12 protein-coding genes and 2 pseudogenes are annotated in these 18,565 nt (G+C 49.8%); 5 read left to right on the forward strand and 9 right to left on the reverse strand.

Going from position 1 to position 18,565, the window contains the following annotated elements; genetic code table 11:
* Positions 1 to 22: 22 nt before the first annotated feature.
* Positions 23 to 1,741 carry a malto-oligosyltrehalose trehalohydrolase gene (treZ, locus tag ccrud_RS09300; protein WP_066566607.1) on the forward strand — a complete coding sequence of 573 codons (1,719 nt, stop codon included), beginning with the start codon at positions 23 to 25 and terminating at the stop codon, positions 1,739 to 1,741.
* 48 nt (positions 1,742 to 1,789) lie between these two features.
* On the opposite strand, the gene ilvA is transcribed toward treZ, so the two are convergent.
* Complete coding sequence (gene ilvA / locus ccrud_RS09305; protein WP_066566619.1) at positions 1,790 to 3,100, reverse strand: threonine ammonia-lyase IlvA; 1,311 nt, start codon at positions 3,098 to 3,100, stop codon at positions 1,790 to 1,792.
* Positions 3,101 to 3,318: 218 nt separating this feature from the next.
* Here ilvA and ccrud_RS09310 point away from each other — a divergent pair, with 218 nt between their 5' ends.
* Complete coding sequence (locus ccrud_RS09310) at positions 3,319 to 3,828, forward strand: hypothetical protein (RefSeq protein ID WP_066566626.1); 510 nt, start codon at positions 3,319 to 3,321, stop codon at positions 3,826 to 3,828.
* Between the two features lie 108 nt (positions 3,829 to 3,936).
* Here ccrud_RS09310 and ccrud_RS09315 read toward each other — a convergent pair whose 3' ends face one another.
* Both ccrud_RS09315 and dnaE read right to left on the reverse strand, forming a co-directional pair.
* Positions 3,937 to 5,142, reverse strand: coding sequence for a cobalamin-independent methionine synthase II family protein (locus tag ccrud_RS09315; protein ID WP_066566628.1), 1,206 nt, complete (start codon positions 5,140 to 5,142; stop codon positions 3,937 to 3,939).
* A gap of 145 nt (positions 5,143 to 5,287) precedes the next feature.
* Positions 5,288 to 8,854 carry a DNA polymerase III subunit alpha gene (gene dnaE / locus ccrud_RS09320; protein WP_066566631.1) on the reverse strand — a complete coding sequence of 1,189 codons (3,567 nt, stop codon included), beginning with the start codon at positions 8,852 to 8,854 and terminating at the stop codon, positions 5,288 to 5,290.
* 96 nt (positions 8,855 to 8,950) lie between these two features.
* On the opposite strand from dnaE, the gene rarD reads away from it, so the two are divergent.
* The 3 genes and pseudogenes from rarD to ccrud_RS09335 all read left to right on the forward strand — a co-directional run bounded on the left by rarD (position 8,951) and on the right by ccrud_RS09335 (position 11,460).
* The gene (gene rarD / locus ccrud_RS09325; RefSeq protein WP_066566640.1) at positions 8,951 to 9,811 is read left to right on the forward strand and encodes an EamA family transporter RarD; all 861 of its coding nucleotides are present in this window, start codon (positions 8,951 to 8,953) and stop codon (positions 9,809 to 9,811) included.
* Positions 9,812 to 10,003: 192 nt separating this feature from the next.
* Positions 10,004 to 10,463, forward strand: a pseudogene (locus ccrud_RS09330) (transporter substrate-binding domain-containing protein).
* A pseudogene (locus ccrud_RS09335) lies at positions 10,463 to 11,460 on the forward strand (cation diffusion facilitator family transporter). Before ccrud_RS09330 ends, ccrud_RS09335 begins: the two co-directional pseudogenes overlap by 1 nt.
* Before the next feature lie 27 nt (positions 11,461 to 11,487).
* Here ccrud_RS09335 and ccrud_RS09340 read toward each other — a convergent pair.
* From ccrud_RS09340 to lspA, 6 genes are all read right to left on the reverse strand, one after another.
* The gene (locus tag ccrud_RS09340) at positions 11,488 to 12,366 is read right to left on the reverse strand and encodes an SDR family oxidoreductase (RefSeq protein ID WP_066566643.1); all 879 of its coding nucleotides are present in this window, start codon (positions 12,364 to 12,366) and stop codon (positions 11,488 to 11,490) included.
* 183 nt (positions 12,367 to 12,549) lie between these two features.
* A complete protein-coding gene (locus ccrud_RS09345) occupies positions 12,550 to 15,186 on the reverse strand; it encodes an FAD/NAD(P)-binding protein (protein ID WP_066566646.1) in 2,637 nt (878 codons plus the stop codon).
* Complete coding sequence (locus ccrud_RS09350; RefSeq protein ID WP_066566649.1) at positions 15,183 to 16,127, reverse strand: pyridoxal-phosphate dependent enzyme; 945 nt, start codon at positions 16,125 to 16,127, stop codon at positions 15,183 to 15,185. The genes ccrud_RS09345 and ccrud_RS09350 overlap by 4 nt, the downstream gene beginning before the upstream one ends.
* A gap of 120 nt (positions 16,128 to 16,247) precedes the next feature.
* Positions 16,248 to 16,814: a hypothetical protein gene (locus tag ccrud_RS09355; protein ID WP_066566651.1), complete on the reverse strand. Its 567-nt coding sequence runs from the start codon at positions 16,812 to 16,814 to the stop codon at positions 16,248 to 16,250.
* Positions 16,814 to 17,743 carry an RluA family pseudouridine synthase gene (locus ccrud_RS09360; RefSeq protein ID WP_066566654.1) on the reverse strand — a complete coding sequence of 310 codons (930 nt, stop codon included), beginning with the start codon at positions 17,741 to 17,743 and terminating at the stop codon, positions 16,814 to 16,816. Before ccrud_RS09360 ends, ccrud_RS09355 begins: the two co-directional genes overlap by 1 nt.
* Complete coding sequence (gene lspA, locus ccrud_RS09365) at positions 17,743 to 18,321, reverse strand: signal peptidase II (protein ID WP_066566657.1); 579 nt, start codon at positions 18,319 to 18,321, stop codon at positions 17,743 to 17,745. Before lspA ends, ccrud_RS09360 begins: the two co-directional genes overlap by 1 nt.
* Positions 18,322 to 18,565 lie beyond the last annotated feature (244 nt).

An 18,565-nucleotide genomic window follows, 5' to 3' on the forward strand; every position in this document is an offset into this window, starting at 1 on the left:
TATTTTCACTAGCCTGGTGAGCATGTTGACCTCGCAAAGCTTTTCGGTGTGGGCTCCACTTCCCCACGATGTCCACCTGATCCTCAACGGCGATACCGTTCCCATGGAAAAAACGGCGGGCAGCTGGTGGCGCGCCGGGATCGCGCCGCAGCCCGGCGATCGTTACGGTTTTTCGCTTTTCGACGGATCCTCCTGGTCGAAACCACTTCCCGATCCGCGGTCCCAATCGCAACCAGATGGTGTTCATGGGTTAAGTGAAATTCCACAGTCCTCTTATCTCTGGGAGGACCAGCAGTGGACGGGTCGCATTCTTCCCGGAACAGTGCTCTATGAACTGCATGTGGGAACCTTTAGTGACCAAGGAACATTTGAGGGAGTCGTCGATAAGCTGCCTTATTTGCGTGATCTCGGTGTGACCGCCATCGAGCTTTTACCCGTGCAGCCCTTTGGCGGAAACCGCAATTGGGGCTACGACGGAGTGCTCTGGCACGCCGTCCATGCAGGTTATGGTGGTCCAGAAGGTTTAAAGAAGCTTGTTGATGCCTCCCATCAGGCAGGCATCGCCGTGTATTTAGATGTTGTATACAACCATTTCGGACCCGATGGCAATTACAACGGCCAGTTTGGCCCCTACACTGTCGGCGGCAGCACTGGTTGGGGCGATGTGGTCAATATTAATGGTCATGATTCCGATGAGGTGCGCAGCTATATTCTCGATGCCACACGCCAGTGGTTTGATGATTTCCATATTGATGGCCTGCGCCTTGATGCTGTGCATTCACTCGATGATCGCGGCGCCTACTCCCTGTTAGAACAGCTGAGCATGGTGGCAGAAAACGTCTCGGCACGCACTGGTATTCCGCATTCCCTAATTGCCGAATCTGATCTCAACGATGCCCGATTAGTAACCGCGCGGGAAGCTGGCGGTCTAGGACTAGACGGGCAGTGGGTTGATGATATTCACCATGCTGTTCATGCGCTGGTTTCTGGTGAACGCAATGGCTATTACTGCGATTTTGGTTCCGTAGAGACACTAGCCAAAACCTTGCGGGAAGTTTTTGAACACACCGGCAATTACTCCACCTTCCGCGGGCGCAACCATGGCCGGCCGGTACGCCGCGATGTCACCCCAGCCTCCCGCTTTGTCACCTACACCACCACCCATGATCAAACAGGAAACCGTGCCATCGGTGATCGACCATCCATGAGCTTAAGTCCAGAGCAGCAAGTATTAAAAGCAGCTATCATCTACTGCTCCCCTTATACCCCAATGTTATTTATGGGCGAAGAATACGGCGCAACCACTCCCTTTGCTTTCTTCTGCTCCCATACCGATGAGGAATTAAATCGCCTCACATCAGAAGGGCGCAAACGGGAATTTGCACGCTTAGGCTGGAACGCCGATGAGATTCCCTCGCCAGAATTAGAAGCAACTTTTCAGGATTCCAAGCTCAAGTGGGATTTCACACCCGAACAACAACGCATCAATGATGCCTATAAAAAGTTGCTTCAGCTGCGTCGCACATTAGGGTTCTCTCAATCCAATTTGCTTGACGTAGAGATTTCTCACGGCAATACGTGGCTGTCCATGTCACATGGGCACGGCCGAATCATCGCTAATTTCTCTGATACTTCAGTAGAGGTGCCTCATGGCGGAGAGCTGATCTATAGCTTCTCTTCTCCTACTGTGACCGCAACATCTACCACATTGCCGGCATGGGGTTTCGCGATTCTAGGCTAATAATAGAAACAGTGGGCCTTCTCAATTTGAAAAGGCCCACTGTTTTATTTAGGTAAGGTACTCATACTCCGGTGTACCTGGCTCAAGGCGACGGGAATCAATTGCTGATTCCTCCATTCGCTCAAGCAAAGACTCAAGTCCGGAAGCCTCATTGAGGTGAATACCCACCAGTGCAGTTCCCGTTTCACGGTTGTTGCGCTTCAAGTACTCAAACAATGTGATGTCATCATCTGGGCCTAAAATATCTTGCAAGAAATGACGCAGCTGCCCTGGCTTTTGTGGGAAATTCACCAAGAAATAGTGCTTCAAACCACGATGCACCAACGAGCGCTCAGCAATCTCTGCATAACGCAGCACATCATTGTTACCGCCAGAGATGATGCAAACAACAATAGAGCCTGGCGCAAAGGACATATCCTTCAACGCTGCAATAGACAGCGCACCAGCTGGCTCTGCGATGATACCTTCGTTTTGATACAGATCAAGCATCTCAGTAGCCACGGCGCCTTCAGTAGCGCTCATCATGTGTACGCGGCCTTGGTTCTTCTCCACGATGGTGTAATTGATATCGCCCACACGCTTCACGGCTGCGCCATCCACGAAAGCATCCACCTGATCGAGTGTGATCGGCCCACCACCGCGCAGCGCAGCTTGCATAGAAGCAGCACCGGCTGGCTCCACACCAACGATGGCAGTTCGTGGTGCCATATCAGCCATGTAGCTCACCACACCAGCCAGCAGTCCGCCACCGCCAACTGGAACCATGACATGATCAGCGCTCTTGCCCATAGCTGTGAGCTGCGACAGGATCTCAGCAGCAACAGTGCCTTGACCGATAACAGTGTTACGGGCATCGAAAGGCTCAATCAGTGTTGCACCAGTGCGCGCTGCATCTTCATGTGCTGCTGCGGATGCTTCATCAAAATTATTTCCAGTAACTACCAGGGTGACAAATTCACCGCCGTGTACCTTGATGCGGTCGCGCTTTTGCTTTGGTGTTTGCACAGGAACGTAGATGCGCCCCTGGACTCCCAAAGATTTACACACATAAGCCACACCTTGTGCATGGTTGCCTGCAGATGCCGCAACGATACCTGCATCGCGCTGCTCTTGGGTCAGCTGCACACCCGAGTTCAAGGCACCTCGGATTTTATAAGAACGAACGTCCTGTAGATCCTCGCGCTTCAGGTAGATTTCTGCTCCGGTTTCCTCAGAAAGACGAGGACAATACTGCAGTGGAGTCGGTGCAATTACCGAGGAAATTCGTGCCTGCGCCGTTTGAATGTCGGCGGCACGAATTAGCTCCGCTCCGCTAGCCATCACTCCTGGACTTTTCTCAGACACGTAGGTTTCACTCATGCTTGACTAGTGTAATCCTCTCCTACTTTTGCGCCTACTTTGGCATGGGTTTTAAATCTTGCGCGACTTAAGCCCAAGAGGTGCTGTAAGTTGTTTCCTAGCCAATACCGTGGTTGTGGCATTACACTTTCCACGAGTTCTAGATAGTTTTCGCTAGCCAGCCATGTATCACATGCACTCATGTCTGTCCGGATTAATATATTGCCAGGAGAAAAGTTTTGTCTTTGCGTCGAAGTACTCTGACCCTTGTTACAGCAAGTGCTGTGGCATTGTCCGTTTTCACTCCAGTTGCCCAGGCCCAGTCTTCGGATGCGATAACTCAGCTTTCTGACAACATCACCTCATCCCACCCAGTTGATGAAGATGGCAACCCAGTTGATGGTAATGAACAGTGGCCAGGCAGCGTTGAAGGCAGCTCAATGCTCAGCAGTGGCGATCTCCCACAGGCACCAAGCATTGGTTCTTCTGGAAGCAAAGAAGACCCTAAAGATGATGAGCCTTCTGAAGAAGAACAAGCAATGAAAGATAAGCTCTCCCAGCTTCCGATCATCGGCTCCATCGTTTCCCCACCAGAATGGATTGGCATTCCTTTCGCCATCATTCAGGCATTGATGGCTATTACTAGTTTCGCTGCAACTGCCGCATCCATGTTGGTCACCATTAATCCAGCATTCAAGGATGACCTCCGCCGGATGCTAACCCAAATGGGTATCAACATCGACGCTTAATATCTTCACATAAAAGATAATCGGCTGGTGTTCCACACAAAATACTCTGTGTGGAACACCAGCCGATTATCTTTTTGCTGCTTTAACTAGCAACCCTCGCCTCTAAGTTTAGAACAGTTCCTTTGTAGCGATGCGAGCGCCCTCCACAAGAGAGTCCAACTTTGCCCATGCGATCTGAGAATGCAAGCGTCCGCCCAGGCCACAGTCGGTGGATGCCACAACATTTTCTGGGCCCACAAGCTTGGCGAACTGAACGATACGGTCTGCAACAAGACGTGGGTGCTCCACAGCGTTGATGGAGTGAGAAACTACACCTGGGTAAATAACAGAGCCTTCTGGCAACTTGTTTTCTTCCCAGACGCGCCACTCATGTGCGTGACGTGGTGATGCACCTTCGAAGGAGAAACCACCAACCTCTGCGCGCAGGATCTCACCAATGATGTCGCCGAATGGAATATCGGTGACGTGTGGTCCATGCCAAGAACCCCAGCAGATGTGCAGACGAGTCTGCTCCTTTGGCAGTCCCTTAACCGCGCTGTTAATAGCATCGATGCGGGTACCAATCCAGTCCAGGTAATCTTTAACACTTGGCTCAGGGTTGATCTGATCCCATGCTTCGGCTAGGTCTGGAGCATCAAGCTGAACAGTCAAGCCGGCATCAGTGATGATCTTGTATTCCTGTGAAAGCGCATCAGCACACGCTGCCACAACTTCCTCATCAGTCTCGTAGAACTTATTGGTCAAACGAGCTGCTGATCCTGGGGAGAGCGCTGCAACGAAACCATCCTTAGCGCCAGCTGCATTCATACCGTTTTTCAGGAGATCAACGTCTGTTTGAGTTTCTTCTTGACCGATATAGGTAATTGGTCCAGTGAACTCTGGGTTACCTACAGAAGCTCGGCCAGTGAAGATGCCAGATGCAGGATCTTCATATGCGCCACGGAAAAGCTCACGGTCACGGCGATCAGAGAAGCTAGTTAGCTTAATATTGCCCGGAGTGGAGCGTACTGCCTCCTGGTTTGCCCAGCGGTCAGTATCAGTCATGGTTAGTCCACCCAGGCGAGTGAAAGAGTAGTTCCACCATGCGCCGAAATCGACTGCGCCGGAAGTAACGTGTCCGTATTCACCCTCGTTGAGGATATCGATGCCCAGGTCTACCTGGCGCTTAATCACGTCATCTACAGAAGACTGCAGAATCTGGAAAAATTCCTGCTCTCCGATTTCTCCGGTAGAACGCTTAAGGTTTGCGTCCAATAACTCTGGAGTACGTGGCAAGGAACCTACGTGAGTGGTCCTGATGCGGTCGATGCTCATTGAAAAATCCAATCTAAAAGTCGAATGAAAGTATCAAACTCTCATTCGACTTTAACCGCGTTGACACCGCCTGCTGCCACTGCACGCAGAATTTTATTCACGAGGTGGGTTTTCCGCCCCCGTGAAGGGGCGAAAACATAACTCTTTAGCCAAGGATCCCCGGACCCATCGTTGCTTTAAGATCACCCATGAGGCTTGCCGAACGATTGACACGAAGGTGATCGCCCAAAATCATCACGGTGGAGTTATCGCCATCCATCAGATTGAGATAAACATCGGCCTCGCCCTTGTTATCTACCAAAACCTGCTTGAGCTTTGCGATATTAGCCATCGTGCACTGGTCAGTGCGCATGGACAATCGCAGCGGCAATCCTTGCCCATTTCCAGGGCCGAGCTCTGGGACGCGCAAATCATCGCAGAACAAGCTCATACGATCATCACGAATAGAGATATGCGCCTTGGCCAAGATGATGTTGTCTTCCACAATCATCGAGCCCACGATGGAATAGACCTTGTTAAAGACCAAGAGTTCCACAGAAGCACCGTTGTGATCTTCAATGGTGACAATTGCCCACGGGGAACCATCTTTCTTGGAGAAACGTCGGTCCACGCTTGAGATAATGCCGCCCACGGTCACTTCTGCGCCATGCCTTAATTCGCCAGCAACAATGGTGGTGAGAGGTGTATCTACCTGTGCTGCGATGGCGTCTTCATATCCGTCCAAAGGGTGTCCAGAGACGTAGAGACCAAGCATTTCGCGCTCGAGGGCAAGCTCATGTTTGCGATCCCATTTTTCATCTGGGATCACAATCTGGAAGAAATTAGCTACCTCTTCATTATCGTCGGAGCCAAACGCTGCGAAGAGATCAAATTGTCCCTTATCAGCTGCTTTTTTAGTCGCGATAACAGAATCCACGGCATCTTCGAAGACCAGCATGAGACCTTTTCGTGGGTGTCCCAAGGAATCAAATGCGCCACCTTTAATCAGCGATTCGGTGATTCGCTTATTGCACGGCAAGGTATCAATCTTGTCCAAGTAATCGGAGAAATCCTTAAACACACCCTTTTCTTTTCGGGTTTGCAACACAGAATCCACCACTTCGGCACCCACGTTTCGGATCGCACCAAGACCATAGCGAATATCCGTTCCGACAGGCAGGAAGTTCAACGAAGATTCATTAATATCCGGAGACAGCACTCGGATACCCAAGTGACGACAATCAGAAAGATAGATGGCTGATTTATCCTTGTTATCACCCACGGATGTCAACAAGGCAGCCATGTATTCCGGCGCATAGTGAGCCTTAAGGTAGGCAGTCCAAAATGACACCAGACCATAGCCTGCAGCATGCGACTTGTTAAACGCGTAGCCAGCGAATGGCAAAATCGTATCCCACAGCGTCTTAATAGCTGCGCTTGAATAGCCATTGGCTTTCATACCGGCTTCGAAGTTCGCAAACTCCTTTTCCAGTACTTCTGGCTTTTTCTTACCCATGGCTTTACGGAAACCATCTGCTTGACCAGCAGTATAGTTTGCCACCTTCTGCGAGATCTTCATGATCTGCTCCTGGTACACAATCAAACCATAGGTTTCGCCGAGGATTTCCTCCAGGGCTTCTTCCAACTCTGGGTGAATCGGGGTAATTGGCTTACGGCCATTCTTGCGGTCAGCATAGTCCCAGTGGGCATTAACACCCATTGGACCTGGTCGGTACAGCGCGAGAGCTGCAACAATGTCATTAAATCCTGTCGGCTGCATGCGCTTTAGCAGCTCTTGCATACCACCACCATCAAGCTGGAACACGCCTAGGGTATCGCCGCGCCCGAGGAGTTTGTAGGTCTCTTCATCCTCAATAGCCAAGTTTTCTAGGTCAAGGATAAGGCCATCGCGGTTCGCTTCGATGTTCTCGATCGCATCACCAATAACCGTGAGGTTTCGCAGCCCCAAAAAGTCCATTTTCAAAAGGCCAATGGCCTCACATGCCGGGTAGTCCCAACCAGTGATCAATGCACCATCAGCTGGTCTTTTCCACATCGGAATACAATCCAGCAATGGCACAGAGGACATAATCACAGCACAAGCGTGCACACCAGATTGACGCACCACGCCTTCCAGACCACGCGCAGTATCATAAATCCGCTTGACGTCTGGATCTGTTTCAATCAATTGGCGCACAGCACCAGCTTCATTGAAACGAGGGTGCTCAGGATCAGTGATGCCCGACAACGGAATGTCCTTCGCCATGATGGCAGGTGGAAGTTCCTTGATCATGCGGTCAGCGATTTGGTAACCAGGCTGACCCATCTGCACGCGGGCAGAATCCTTGAGTGCCTGCTTAGTTTTCACCGTACCGAACGTGATCACCTGTGCGATCTTGTCCTCACCCCAACGCTCAGCTGCGTAACGGATCATTTCACCGCGGCGGCGATCATCGAAGTCAATATCGATATCGGGTGCAGAGGGACGTTCTGGGTTAAGGAATCGCTCGAACAGCAATCCATGTTCCATGGGATCAATGTTGGTGACTGTCAGTGCGTACGCAACCAAGGCACCTGCTGCGGAACCACGTCCAGGTCCGACACGGATGCCGATGGAACGAGCATGCTTGATCAGCTCAGCAACGATGAGGAAGTAAGAAGGGTAACCCTTCATATCGATGACGGAGATCTCGTATTCCGCACGCTCGATATAATCCTGCGGAACTTGCTTGCCAGCGAAACGTTCTTCCAGACCAGCCATCACTTCATGGTGTAACCATGTGGTTGGTGTATGGCCTTCTGGAACATCAGCGATAGGCATGCGGTCATGAGAATGCTCTTCCCAAATTTCGCTGTAGTCCTGCACACGCTCTGCTATCCACAAAGTGTTATCGCAGCCTTCAGGAACCATATCGTCCCACAGCGCACGCATTTCCTGTGCGGATTTCACGTAATAGCCGGTGCCACCGAATTTGAAACGGTCTTCATCATGAAGTGTCTTACCAGTCTGCACACACAGCATTGCCTCGTGAGCTTGCGCTTGTGATTCCAGCACATAGTGACAGTCATTGGTCACCAGTGGTGGTAGATCGAGCTTGCGGCCGATTTCCAGCAGTTCGCTGCGCACACGTGTCTCAATATCAAGACCATGATCCATGAGCTCAAGGAAGTAGTTATCCCGACCATAGATGTCTTGCCACATGGCAGCAGCTTCCAGGGCTTCATCGAATTGCCCCAACCGCAGGCGTGTTTGCACATCACCTGAAGGGCAACCGGTGGTGGCAATAATGCCCTCGGCATGTTCAGCAATAATATCGGCGTCCATGCGAGGCCACTTACCCAACTGGCCTTCATAAGACGCCATGGAGGACAAATAGAAAAGATTTCTTAAGCCTGTGGTGTTTTCTGCCAACATTGTCTGGTGCAAATATGCACCGGAACCAGAAACATCATCAGATTTTTGGTGTGGTTCACCCCAACGCACGCGCTCTTTTTTAAAACGGGATTCCGGCGCCATATATGTTTCGATACCAATGATGGGCTTGATGCCCATTTCCGTCATCTTGCGATAAAACGGGTTGGAACCATACATATTTCCGTGATCAGTAATGCCGACTGCGGGCATACCTTGATTTTTTACCTCATCGGCCAACATGTCGATTTTGGCCATTCCATCAAGCATGGAGAACTCGGTGTGATTATGAAGATGTACAAATGAGGATTGCTTGGCCATGTTGGACAGTCTAGCCATCTCCTGACAAGGGTGAAACTTCCTCAAATTTGGGCACGTGAACACGGTTTTGTGCAGCTAGGTATAAGGTAGCCTTTTATGATCTACGGCGTACTCGCTTATTTGGGGTGGGGCATGTTCCCTGCGTTTTTCCCACTTCTGCTTCCTGCAGGACCATTCGAAATTCTGGCGCATCGCATCCTCTGGACCTCCGTATTAATGATGCTCGTTATCACTTTCACTAAGGGATGGCGAGAACTGAAACAAGCCGACCGAGGTACCTGGATACGCATCGTGCTGGCTTCAGTATTTATTGCTGCAAACTGGCTGATCTATGTCATCGCTGTTAATTCCGGGCATGTCACCGAAGCTGCATTGGGATATTTTATTAATCCTTTGGTCAGCGTGGTGTTCGGTATTATATTGTTCAAAGAACAATTGCGCAGACTGCAGATGAGCGCAGTGTTTATTGCTCTTGTTGGTGTTTTAGTACTGACGTTCTTAAGCGGTCAGCCACCATATCTAGCCCTGAGCTTGGCCTTTACTTTCGGTGTTTATGGAGCCTTAAAAAAGCAAGTGAACATGTCTGCTATGGGATCTTTAACAGCCGAAACACTGGTACTTTTACCTATTGCTGCGGGCTATCTGGTGTGGCTAGAAATGTCAGGCGACGGCACCTTCTTCAACAATGGAGCTGATCACAGCGCCTTGTTGATCAGCTCTGGATTAGTCACAGCACTTCCACTGTTGATGTTCGGACTAGCTGCAAAGGCCATTCCGCTTTCTACTGTAGGCATGCTTCAATACATGACCCCGACGATGCAGATGCTGTGGGCATTGTTTGTTGTCAACGAGGTAGTCGAACCAGCACGTTGGGTTGGTTTCATCATTATTTGGATTGCGGTTGCTATCTACTTGACGGATATCATTCGAAAAAACCATGCAGATAATCGGCATTAGCAGTAAAGAAACCTACCTCACAAAGTATTGATTTACTGTAAGGGATGCACTCTAGCAGAAAATAAATCTTCTTTATACGACTTCACGCAGGCACCATAAATTCCAAAGGCATATATTTAGGCCACACTATAAAATGGGTTCCGAAGCTTTAAATTTAGGTTGCCACAGGCTTTTCGCCATGGCTTAGATTTAATCACTTTTTATCGAACTACCTATGTGACAATTTGTTTTTCTTTCTCTGTTCATGTGCATCCATTCCTATAGATTCAGAGGGGACCCTAGAACGCGCTCGCGGGAATGAACTCGCGGTCGGAATATCTGAAAACCAACCTTGGACAGAAATTATCGCAGCCGGCGAATATTCAGGAATAGAAGTCGACCTAATAAAAGGATTTGCCGACAGCATCGACGCGGAGGTGAAATGGCAGAATGCCCCAGAATCAGTACTGGCCAATAGAGTCAAAAATGGCCAACTCGATGTTGTAATTGGGGGGGGTTGTCTTCTTCGTCTCCTTGGTCCTCTCACATGGCTCTGTCTCGTCCATATTCCAAAGTCGACGGGGAGGGGAAAGTGATGGGGATTAGGTTAGGAGAGAACGAACTTATGACCGCTTTAGAACGTTATCTCGCTCAAGAGTTTGGTGAAATCTGATGAGTTTAGGAGCCGGCGACACCCAAGATTTAAGGCGCAATGAGATGCCTGAAAAACAGCAAACGGCGCTACGCAAAGCGATAAAATTAGAATGGATGACTATTATATGGGTCCTTTTCTCCATCGCTTTAGTTGGCGTCGTTGCTGGCCAATCACAGGCTATGCGTAGTGCATGGATTGAAGACATGCTTGCGTTGGTGCCTCCAATCGCATTTCTCTTAGCATCGCGAATCAGTAGAGCTGTGCCGTCCAAGAGGTATCCGTATGGTAGGTATCGGTCGATTGCTATCGGCCATCAAGCTGCAGCGATGACGTTACTTGTCATGGGTGGCCTGTTGATTTATGAGGCAGTTTCTTCATTGATAAAGGGAGAAAAACCCCAATAGGTCTAACTATTTTGTTTGGCCATGATGTGTGGTCCGGTTGGCTGATGATTGGGGTTATGATATTTTTTTCTATCCCAATGGTGGCTGTTGGGCGAGTAAAAATTCGCCTAGCTAAAGACTTGCACGATAAATTACTTTACGCAGACGCGGATATGGCTAAAGCGGATTGGGGAACAGCGGTCGCTAGCTCTGTGGGTGTGCTTGGAATAGGACTCGGTTTTTGGTGGGCGGATGCAGTTGCAGCCCTAGTAATATCAGCTTCAATTCTTAAAGATGGTATTACCAACATAAAGGCTGCTGTATCTGGTCTGAGTGACGGACGAGCAACCACCTATGACAATTCGGCTCCCCACCGTTTAAATCATGATGTAGAAAAGACTGCTCTCCAGGTCCACTGGGCCAAACAAGCTTGCGCTAGGGTACGTGACCAAGGTCGGGTTTTTCACGCAGAGGTATTTGTTGAGCGAGTTGAAGGATATATACCTACACCCGAGGAAGTATCTCAGCTAGTCGAGAAAATTCGAGACCTTGACTGGAAAATGCGAGATGTTGTAGTGTCTGTAGTCGAAAAAATTGACCCCTACCAAGCCCCCAATCATCTTAGAGCTTAGGTAAAGGAAAATTTTAACCGGTTTGAGCTAAGGGGTGGGTGTCCCTCCCGTAACTCCTAGAGTTTCTCCTACCACATAACTAGCTTCATCAGAGGCGAGAAAAACGTACGCGCCGGCCAACTCCACTGGATGCCCCGCTCTTCCGATTGGTGTCTGAGTTCCGAATCCTTCTAACTTCTCTTGCGGCTGTCCGTGGCTAGGTTGCAATGGCGTCCAAAAAGGGCCCGGGGCTACAGAATTAACACGAATACCTTTACCGATCAAACTACTAGCCAAGCCTTTAGAAAGGTTATTCAATGCTGCCTTAGTCATCGCGTAATCTAGTAAGGTTCCCGAAGGATTATATGCCTGAATAGAGGAAGTAAAGATTATAGATGATCCTGGCTTCAGATGCGGTAAAGCAGCTTTTGTAACCCGAAAACTGCCATAAAGATTGACTTGCAAAGTTTGATCGAAGCTTTCATCGGTAATCTCGGCCAATCCGTCTGCCCATACTTGGCGCGCCGCATTGTTCACCAAAATGTCTAGACCACCTAAAGCGTCCACAGTTTCTTGGACCAATGATCGGCAATAGTTTGGATCTCTGAGATCGCCAGGGAAAGAAAAGGCTTTTTGGCCAGCATCCTCAATTGCCTGAATCACCCTGTCAGCATCTACTTGTTCCTCCGGCAGGTAGGCAATCGCAACATCTGCCCCTTCACGCGCATATGCAATTGCTACAGCAGCTCCGATCCCGGAATCCCCTCCAGTAATAAGAGCCTTTCGTCCTTTTAGCCGTCCATGTCCTTGATAACTAGAAAGGCCAATATCTGCTTGTGGTAAAAGTTCTGTATCGAGCCCTGGTTCCATTTGGCTTTGTTGAGGGGGATCGACTTTAGGAAATAGAGTGCGGGGGTCATTTGACATTCAAATCGTACCTTCCTCATGCATTTTCCTCGGGCATATTACCGTACGCAACCCACTATAAAGAGTTCTTTCTGAATTTTCGAGGATAACTCTATAAAGATCTAAACATAATTTAAGGAGTGAAAGGAGGAACACCCAATAGCATCAGTGACTTAGCTGTTCTAAAATATCTATGGCCGTGTTTCAATCTATATCAATATCATCCAATATTCCCTCTGGCCATACCACATTCTTAGCCAATGGGATCTGGTGTGATGCGCTTTCCAAAATGTGCATGAAGTAACCTGCGGTATTTGGAATTCCGATAATGTCACCCGGCTTAACTCCGTGAGGGAAACGGATGCGTCTACGCAGAATGAGTTCATCCTCGATGCAGTATGCGCCCACCAGATACGCCTCGATCTCCGAGCCATCGGCATTGTCAGTAATATGCAAAGGATCAATGAGATAGTCATCAGATGTAGTCCTGCACTGCGTCCGGTTCATAGCTAGGCCCACCAAGGGCAGACCATCACTGCGGGTTTTCACAAAAGCAACCTCGGCAAGAATGATTCCACAGCCATCAAGCAAACTTCGGCCAGGCTCTAGGTGCAGCCGCAATCCTCGGTCTATGAGCAGCTGAGCCACTCCATTGGAAAGCAAATCTTTTAACCACTCACCACGTACTGGCGTCTGATAGAAGGGGTATGTGTTCGACGGTGGAACATCCTTCCATGTAAAAGGTTTGGCATACCCTGCTAAGACAGCAGATTTGGCATATTGATAGCGAACCCAATTTTCATCAGATTCAATGTAGCTCATAGGCACCCCTCCGCCAAGGTCAATGAACTGCGGAGAGTGCCCGTATTCTCTGAGGGAATCGATGAGCTGGCAACATTCCCTCAGGGCTAGAGCACGATCTTCCGCGGCGTAACCGTGAAGGTGCACGTGAAGGCCCACGATGTCTACACCACGAACCAGGCCGGTAAGCCGCTCAGCCCACTCTGCTGCCCGCTCGCCAAATCGAGTCGGGGGCAGAACTGCAGGATCTGGCGCAACTCGAGGCATAACTCGTGCGATTCTATCGCCGACTAAAGCGGCAATACGATCTAGCTCGTCACGCGAATCCGCGGAAATTACCACGTCGTTTGCAATCGCCAGTTCCAGTAAGCTGTCAGGCTTAATAGCTGCAGATAGAATAATCTGTGCTCCTGGAACGTCACGGTTAAGTACTTGAAACAACTCCCGCTCGCTGGCTACATCTATGCCATGACCTACATTCTTAACAGCATCGACGAAGGTGAGGCCTTTATTGGCTTTGCGGGCAAAAAATACACGGGTATCTACGCCCATCTGATTACCGGTGTCTACCAATTCAGCAATATTACGGGCCATAACACCGGCATGGAGAACATTGACAGGACTACCGAAATTGGTGATCAGTGTACGACATGCAGTGGGATCTGAGGTGAGTTTTTTCGCCCAAGGTTCCAACCGAGCTGCGAGTGGAGGGATGCCGTGCACCCTTTCCGGAAGAGGAGTAGCGTTGCGAATCACTCGACGAGCCCACTTAGGAATAACGTCATGCAACGTTCTTGACAAAGTGTCATTGCCCAAAACCACGTCTTCTGTCATTCGCCCCACCGCAGCCAAATGTTTTTGACCTATAACAGTGCCGTCGGCAGCTACATCCAGACCCCGAGTCCCAGGGCGCACTCTAGCGTATCCCTCTTCTACTAAATAGTGCACCAATGTGCCTGGAACTACTCCTGGCGGCGAGGTGACGGCGTCTATCACCACGGTTATGTTAAGTTCACGGACCAGATCCGCGAGTCGTTCTTCACCACGATGCAGATGGGACGTATCTACCACGCCGGAATCAATAAGCCTTTGAAGGTGTTCGTAGCTTTCCGGTGGTGGACCGAAGGCCAATCTTTCCATTTCTCGGGCTAAATCATAAAACCCTTTTAGGCTATCGCGCCCTTCGTATGAGGCGCGTTTCACTATGCTGGGATACATTTCCCGCCAAGCGACTCCCATTCCCCATTCTTCATCTTGTTTGCCAGCTCGTTCTTGAATTTGAGTGGATACTACTCTAAGTACAACTTTGAGCTCACAAAGATTCTTGGCGGAACGGACCTTTTCTGAACCTTCATTTAAAATATCATCCAGATATAATCCACTGAAGTCAGGCTTAGGTTTCATCAGCTGTCCTGTGCGGGTCACCGGAATAAATACCGCAGGTAAACAAACTCGAATAATGTCAATAAAGGTTAGAGCTGCACCACGTACTAATACACGGTCTTTCACCCCAATCCCATTAAGATTGCTAGCAGGATAGGGCGATGTAATCAGACGCACTCCGGCAGGAACATCTTCCTGCGACAGCGCTCCCGGCCAGTCAGTTGCGTGCCCAGTAGCTAACAGAACTTCATCAAATAGTTCTCCCTGCACCAACCAACTATCATCAGTTTCGTTTAAAGGCTCGATCTTTTCTACGTGGACAGAATGAATAGTGAGAGAACAACCCCTAGGCACATAACCGGAAAGTGTGTCCCAAGATTCTGCTAAAAACTCCCCGACTAACCGTCGAGGCGGGAAAGGAGAATCTACTCCACGATTTTGAAGCCACCGATCAAAATCACTGAACTGGGTGGTAATAATGGAAGACCGAACATTCATTAGCCACTCTTTAGGCTGATCAGGTTGATATGCTACACCGAGAAAATCGTTAAAAACGTGTAGCTCGATGTCGACTGACCGCTCCCTGGCCAGCGTTAACAATTCCTCAGCGGCCCATAAACCGCGTGGTCCTCCACCGACAATAGCAACCTTGGTCACAGATTCTCCTCAACCCATGCATCACTATAAATTGTATCCAAATACTTATTTCCGTCGTCATGAAGAATTATTACTACATCACTGCCCTCAGCAATATCAGGCCACAATCTCTCCACAGCGGCGAGAACAGCCCCACCAGATGCACCGGGCAGGATGGCCTCAGTCCGCGCCATTTTGCGGGCAGCCTCAACTGAAGTTCTATCGTCAATGCGAAGAACCTGGTGGGGCGACAGCTGTTTAGATAACTCCGAGACCATGCCGGCACCAAAACCCGGCAGATGACGCAGGCCAGGGTGTCCATCGAAAAGCACTGATCCTTCAGCATCAACTGCTATGACATTAGTAGCCAAATTATGCGCAGCCACGTAACATAAGCAGCCACCGATCGTCCCAGTAGTGCTCACCGCCACTAGAAGGTAATCAGGTGCCCGACCGAGCTGCTCAACGATTTCAGTCATAGTTCCTTGTTCGTGCGCTTGAAAGGCAGCGGTGTTCGAATATTGATCAAGACAGACCGCTTCAGGTATCTGTGCACACAACTGAGCCACACGTCTTCGTCGTGCTACTAGCCAGTCTCCAGTCTTGAGGTCTGGTTCGGTAATCTCATGCACTATGGCACCTAGTGCCTTCATATGCGTTACCGTGTTGCGGTTGACACGTGGATCTACAACGCAGTGAAAAGTCCAGCCACCTAGCACTGCCTCGCGTGACAAGGCGATGCCAAGATTACCTGAACTCGATTCCACGACGATATCTCCCGGGCGGAGACTACTAGCCGCTACCATCGCATGTGCGGTGCGGTCTTTGGCACTACCGCCCGGATTATAGGACTCCATTTTTGCCCACAGATTGATTTTCTCGTCTGCTGCAAATCGAACTAGCTTTACTAGAGGGGTGTTTCCAACGGTATCGACTGAACTATGATTCGAGTCACTATCCATGTGGCGAGCATACCAATATTTTTAATACACCCTTGCCAACTCAAATAGATATCTGGTTCTCTTTGGATACTTTTTAAAAGAACTTTCCTTTAATAAGCACTTATATAAAACCACCTACCCCTAAATATCTACTGGCCGCACGCCAAAGCCACCCCAGGCGGCATCTGGTGGGAGCGTTTCGACGCTAAAAACCAGTGGGTTTTCTGCCAGGTGACGCACCTTCTCAGGTGTTTCCCACACCACTACCCCGTTGAGCTCTGCTGGAGCACGGACGTTGCCGATGCCGGATAACTGGGCGTCGACAAGCATTATTTGGCGGTTAAACACATCTTCGCGGGTTTCGCCGGCGATGGGTTCGGGAAGATCCATCGCAGGTGCAGACAACATGATCATGGCATTAACACGATCGATGCCCTCAAGCAGCTCAGCAGCATCTGCTGGAGAAAGCGGTTGGGCAAAACTCACTAGTGAATAGGCGTGTTCCCCATCGGGAGCTTCCGCCACAGAAGCAGCTGCACGCTGGGCATATTCAGCAGCTGTTTCCGAGCTGTCTTGGCCCAGCATATCGCCATTTATTTGCATGGGTTTTGCGGTGCGATCGCTAAAACTCAGCACCGCAACCACCACGACCAACGCTAATATCGCAAGGGATGCGATGATGCGTCGGCCTTTATCAACACCGTCCACTATTGTTCTCGCAGCACATCTAACGCATGTTGCAGATCATCTGGGTACGGTGAGGTGATTTCCATCCACCGGCCATCTGCTGGGTGGTTAAACCCAAGCGAGACCGCATGCAGCCACTGTCGGGTCAAACCCAAACGCTCAGACAGTGCTGGATCTGAGCCATACATGGGATCACCACAGCATGGATGATGCAGCGCAGAGAAATGCACACGAATCTGGTGGGTACGTCCAGTTTCCAGATGGATTTTCACCATGGTCGCTTCTTGGAACGCTTCTAAAGTTTCATAGTGAGTCACCGCGTGCTTGCCTTCGGTGGTGACCGCAAAACGCCAACCAGCAGAAGGGTGCCTGCCGATAGGTGCTTCAATAGTGCCCATGGAAGGATCAGGATGTCCCTGAACCAGCGCGTGATAGGTCTTATCTACAGTGCGATCGCGAAAAGCTCGTTTGAGCACCGTATATCCACGCTCTGAGGCAGCCACCACCATCACTCCAGAGGTTCCTACATCCAAGCGCTGCACAATACCCTTACGCTCTGGTGGGCCGGAGGTGGAAATACGGAAACCAGCTGCTGCTAGGCCACCCACAACAGTTGGACCATCCCAACCAACAGTTGGGTGAGCTGCTACACCAACAGGCTTGTTGACCGCGATGACATCGTCATCTGAGTACAAAATATCCAAGCCTGGAACAATTTCTTCCTTAGGCATCAACGGTGCTGCAGGCTCAGGCAACAAGACATCCAACATGGAATCTGGCACGAGCCTATCGCTTTTACCTACTACTACCCCATCAACGCTGACATCCCCAGCTGTTGCAAGTTCTGCAGCCACCGTGCGTGAAATACCCAGCAATTTAGACAGAGCTGCATCAACACGCATGCCAGCTAGTCCTTCGGGCACAGGAAGAGTTCTACTTTGTCGGTTCATTAGGCCACTTCCTTTTCATCTACTGATTTTGCGCGCTGTGCGGCTTCTCGATCTTCCAAAAACATTCCAATGAGGAAGACCACTACGCCGCAGGTGATGGAAGCATCTGCGATATTAAATACCGCGAAATTACCCACCGAAATATAATCCACGACGTGTCCAAGGAAGAAAGTTGGTTCACGGAACAACCGGTCAAGCAGGTTGCCTAAAGCACCGCCGGCAACAAGTGCCAGGCCTGCTGCAACCCACTTGTGTTTGATGCGGGGAGCATAAATGGCAATGCCTACGACAAAACTGAGCTGGATACATGTGAAGATCCAGGTGTTGTCGCCTCCCATCGAAAATGCTGCTCCGGGGTTAAACAGGAGATAGAAACGGAACCATTCACCAATAATGTTGACAGGTACTCCAGGTTCTAACCAATTCAGCATAATTTGCTTAACAATTTGGTCTAGAGACGCAATCACCACAACGATGGCTGCCATTAAGGCAACCACCTGTTTAACGGTTGTCCTCTTTTCTTTCTTACTCGCGGGGGTCATGTTTGCCCCTACATCCTTTGAGGTCACGTTGACCATCTTTCCCCATATACGGTAGAAACTTCCACCCAGCACCCTTTAAGGGGTTTCGCACACTCCTGGACAGCACATAAATGCAGCCATTTTCTAGCATCTTCAATCTGCTTTTTCACAGCTAAACTTTGTATTTGTTCTCTATTTGCTCAGATGGCGATAGGTTTAGAAGCGTGCTTAAACGATCTCCTCACTTCATCAGCTCGCTACGTCGACCCAAAAAAATTGGTATCAAAGTTGCCATATCTAC

The organism is Corynebacterium crudilactis, from assembly GCF_001643015.1.
Lineage (GTDB): Bacteria > Actinomycetota > Actinomycetes > Mycobacteriales > Mycobacteriaceae > Corynebacterium > Corynebacterium crudilactis.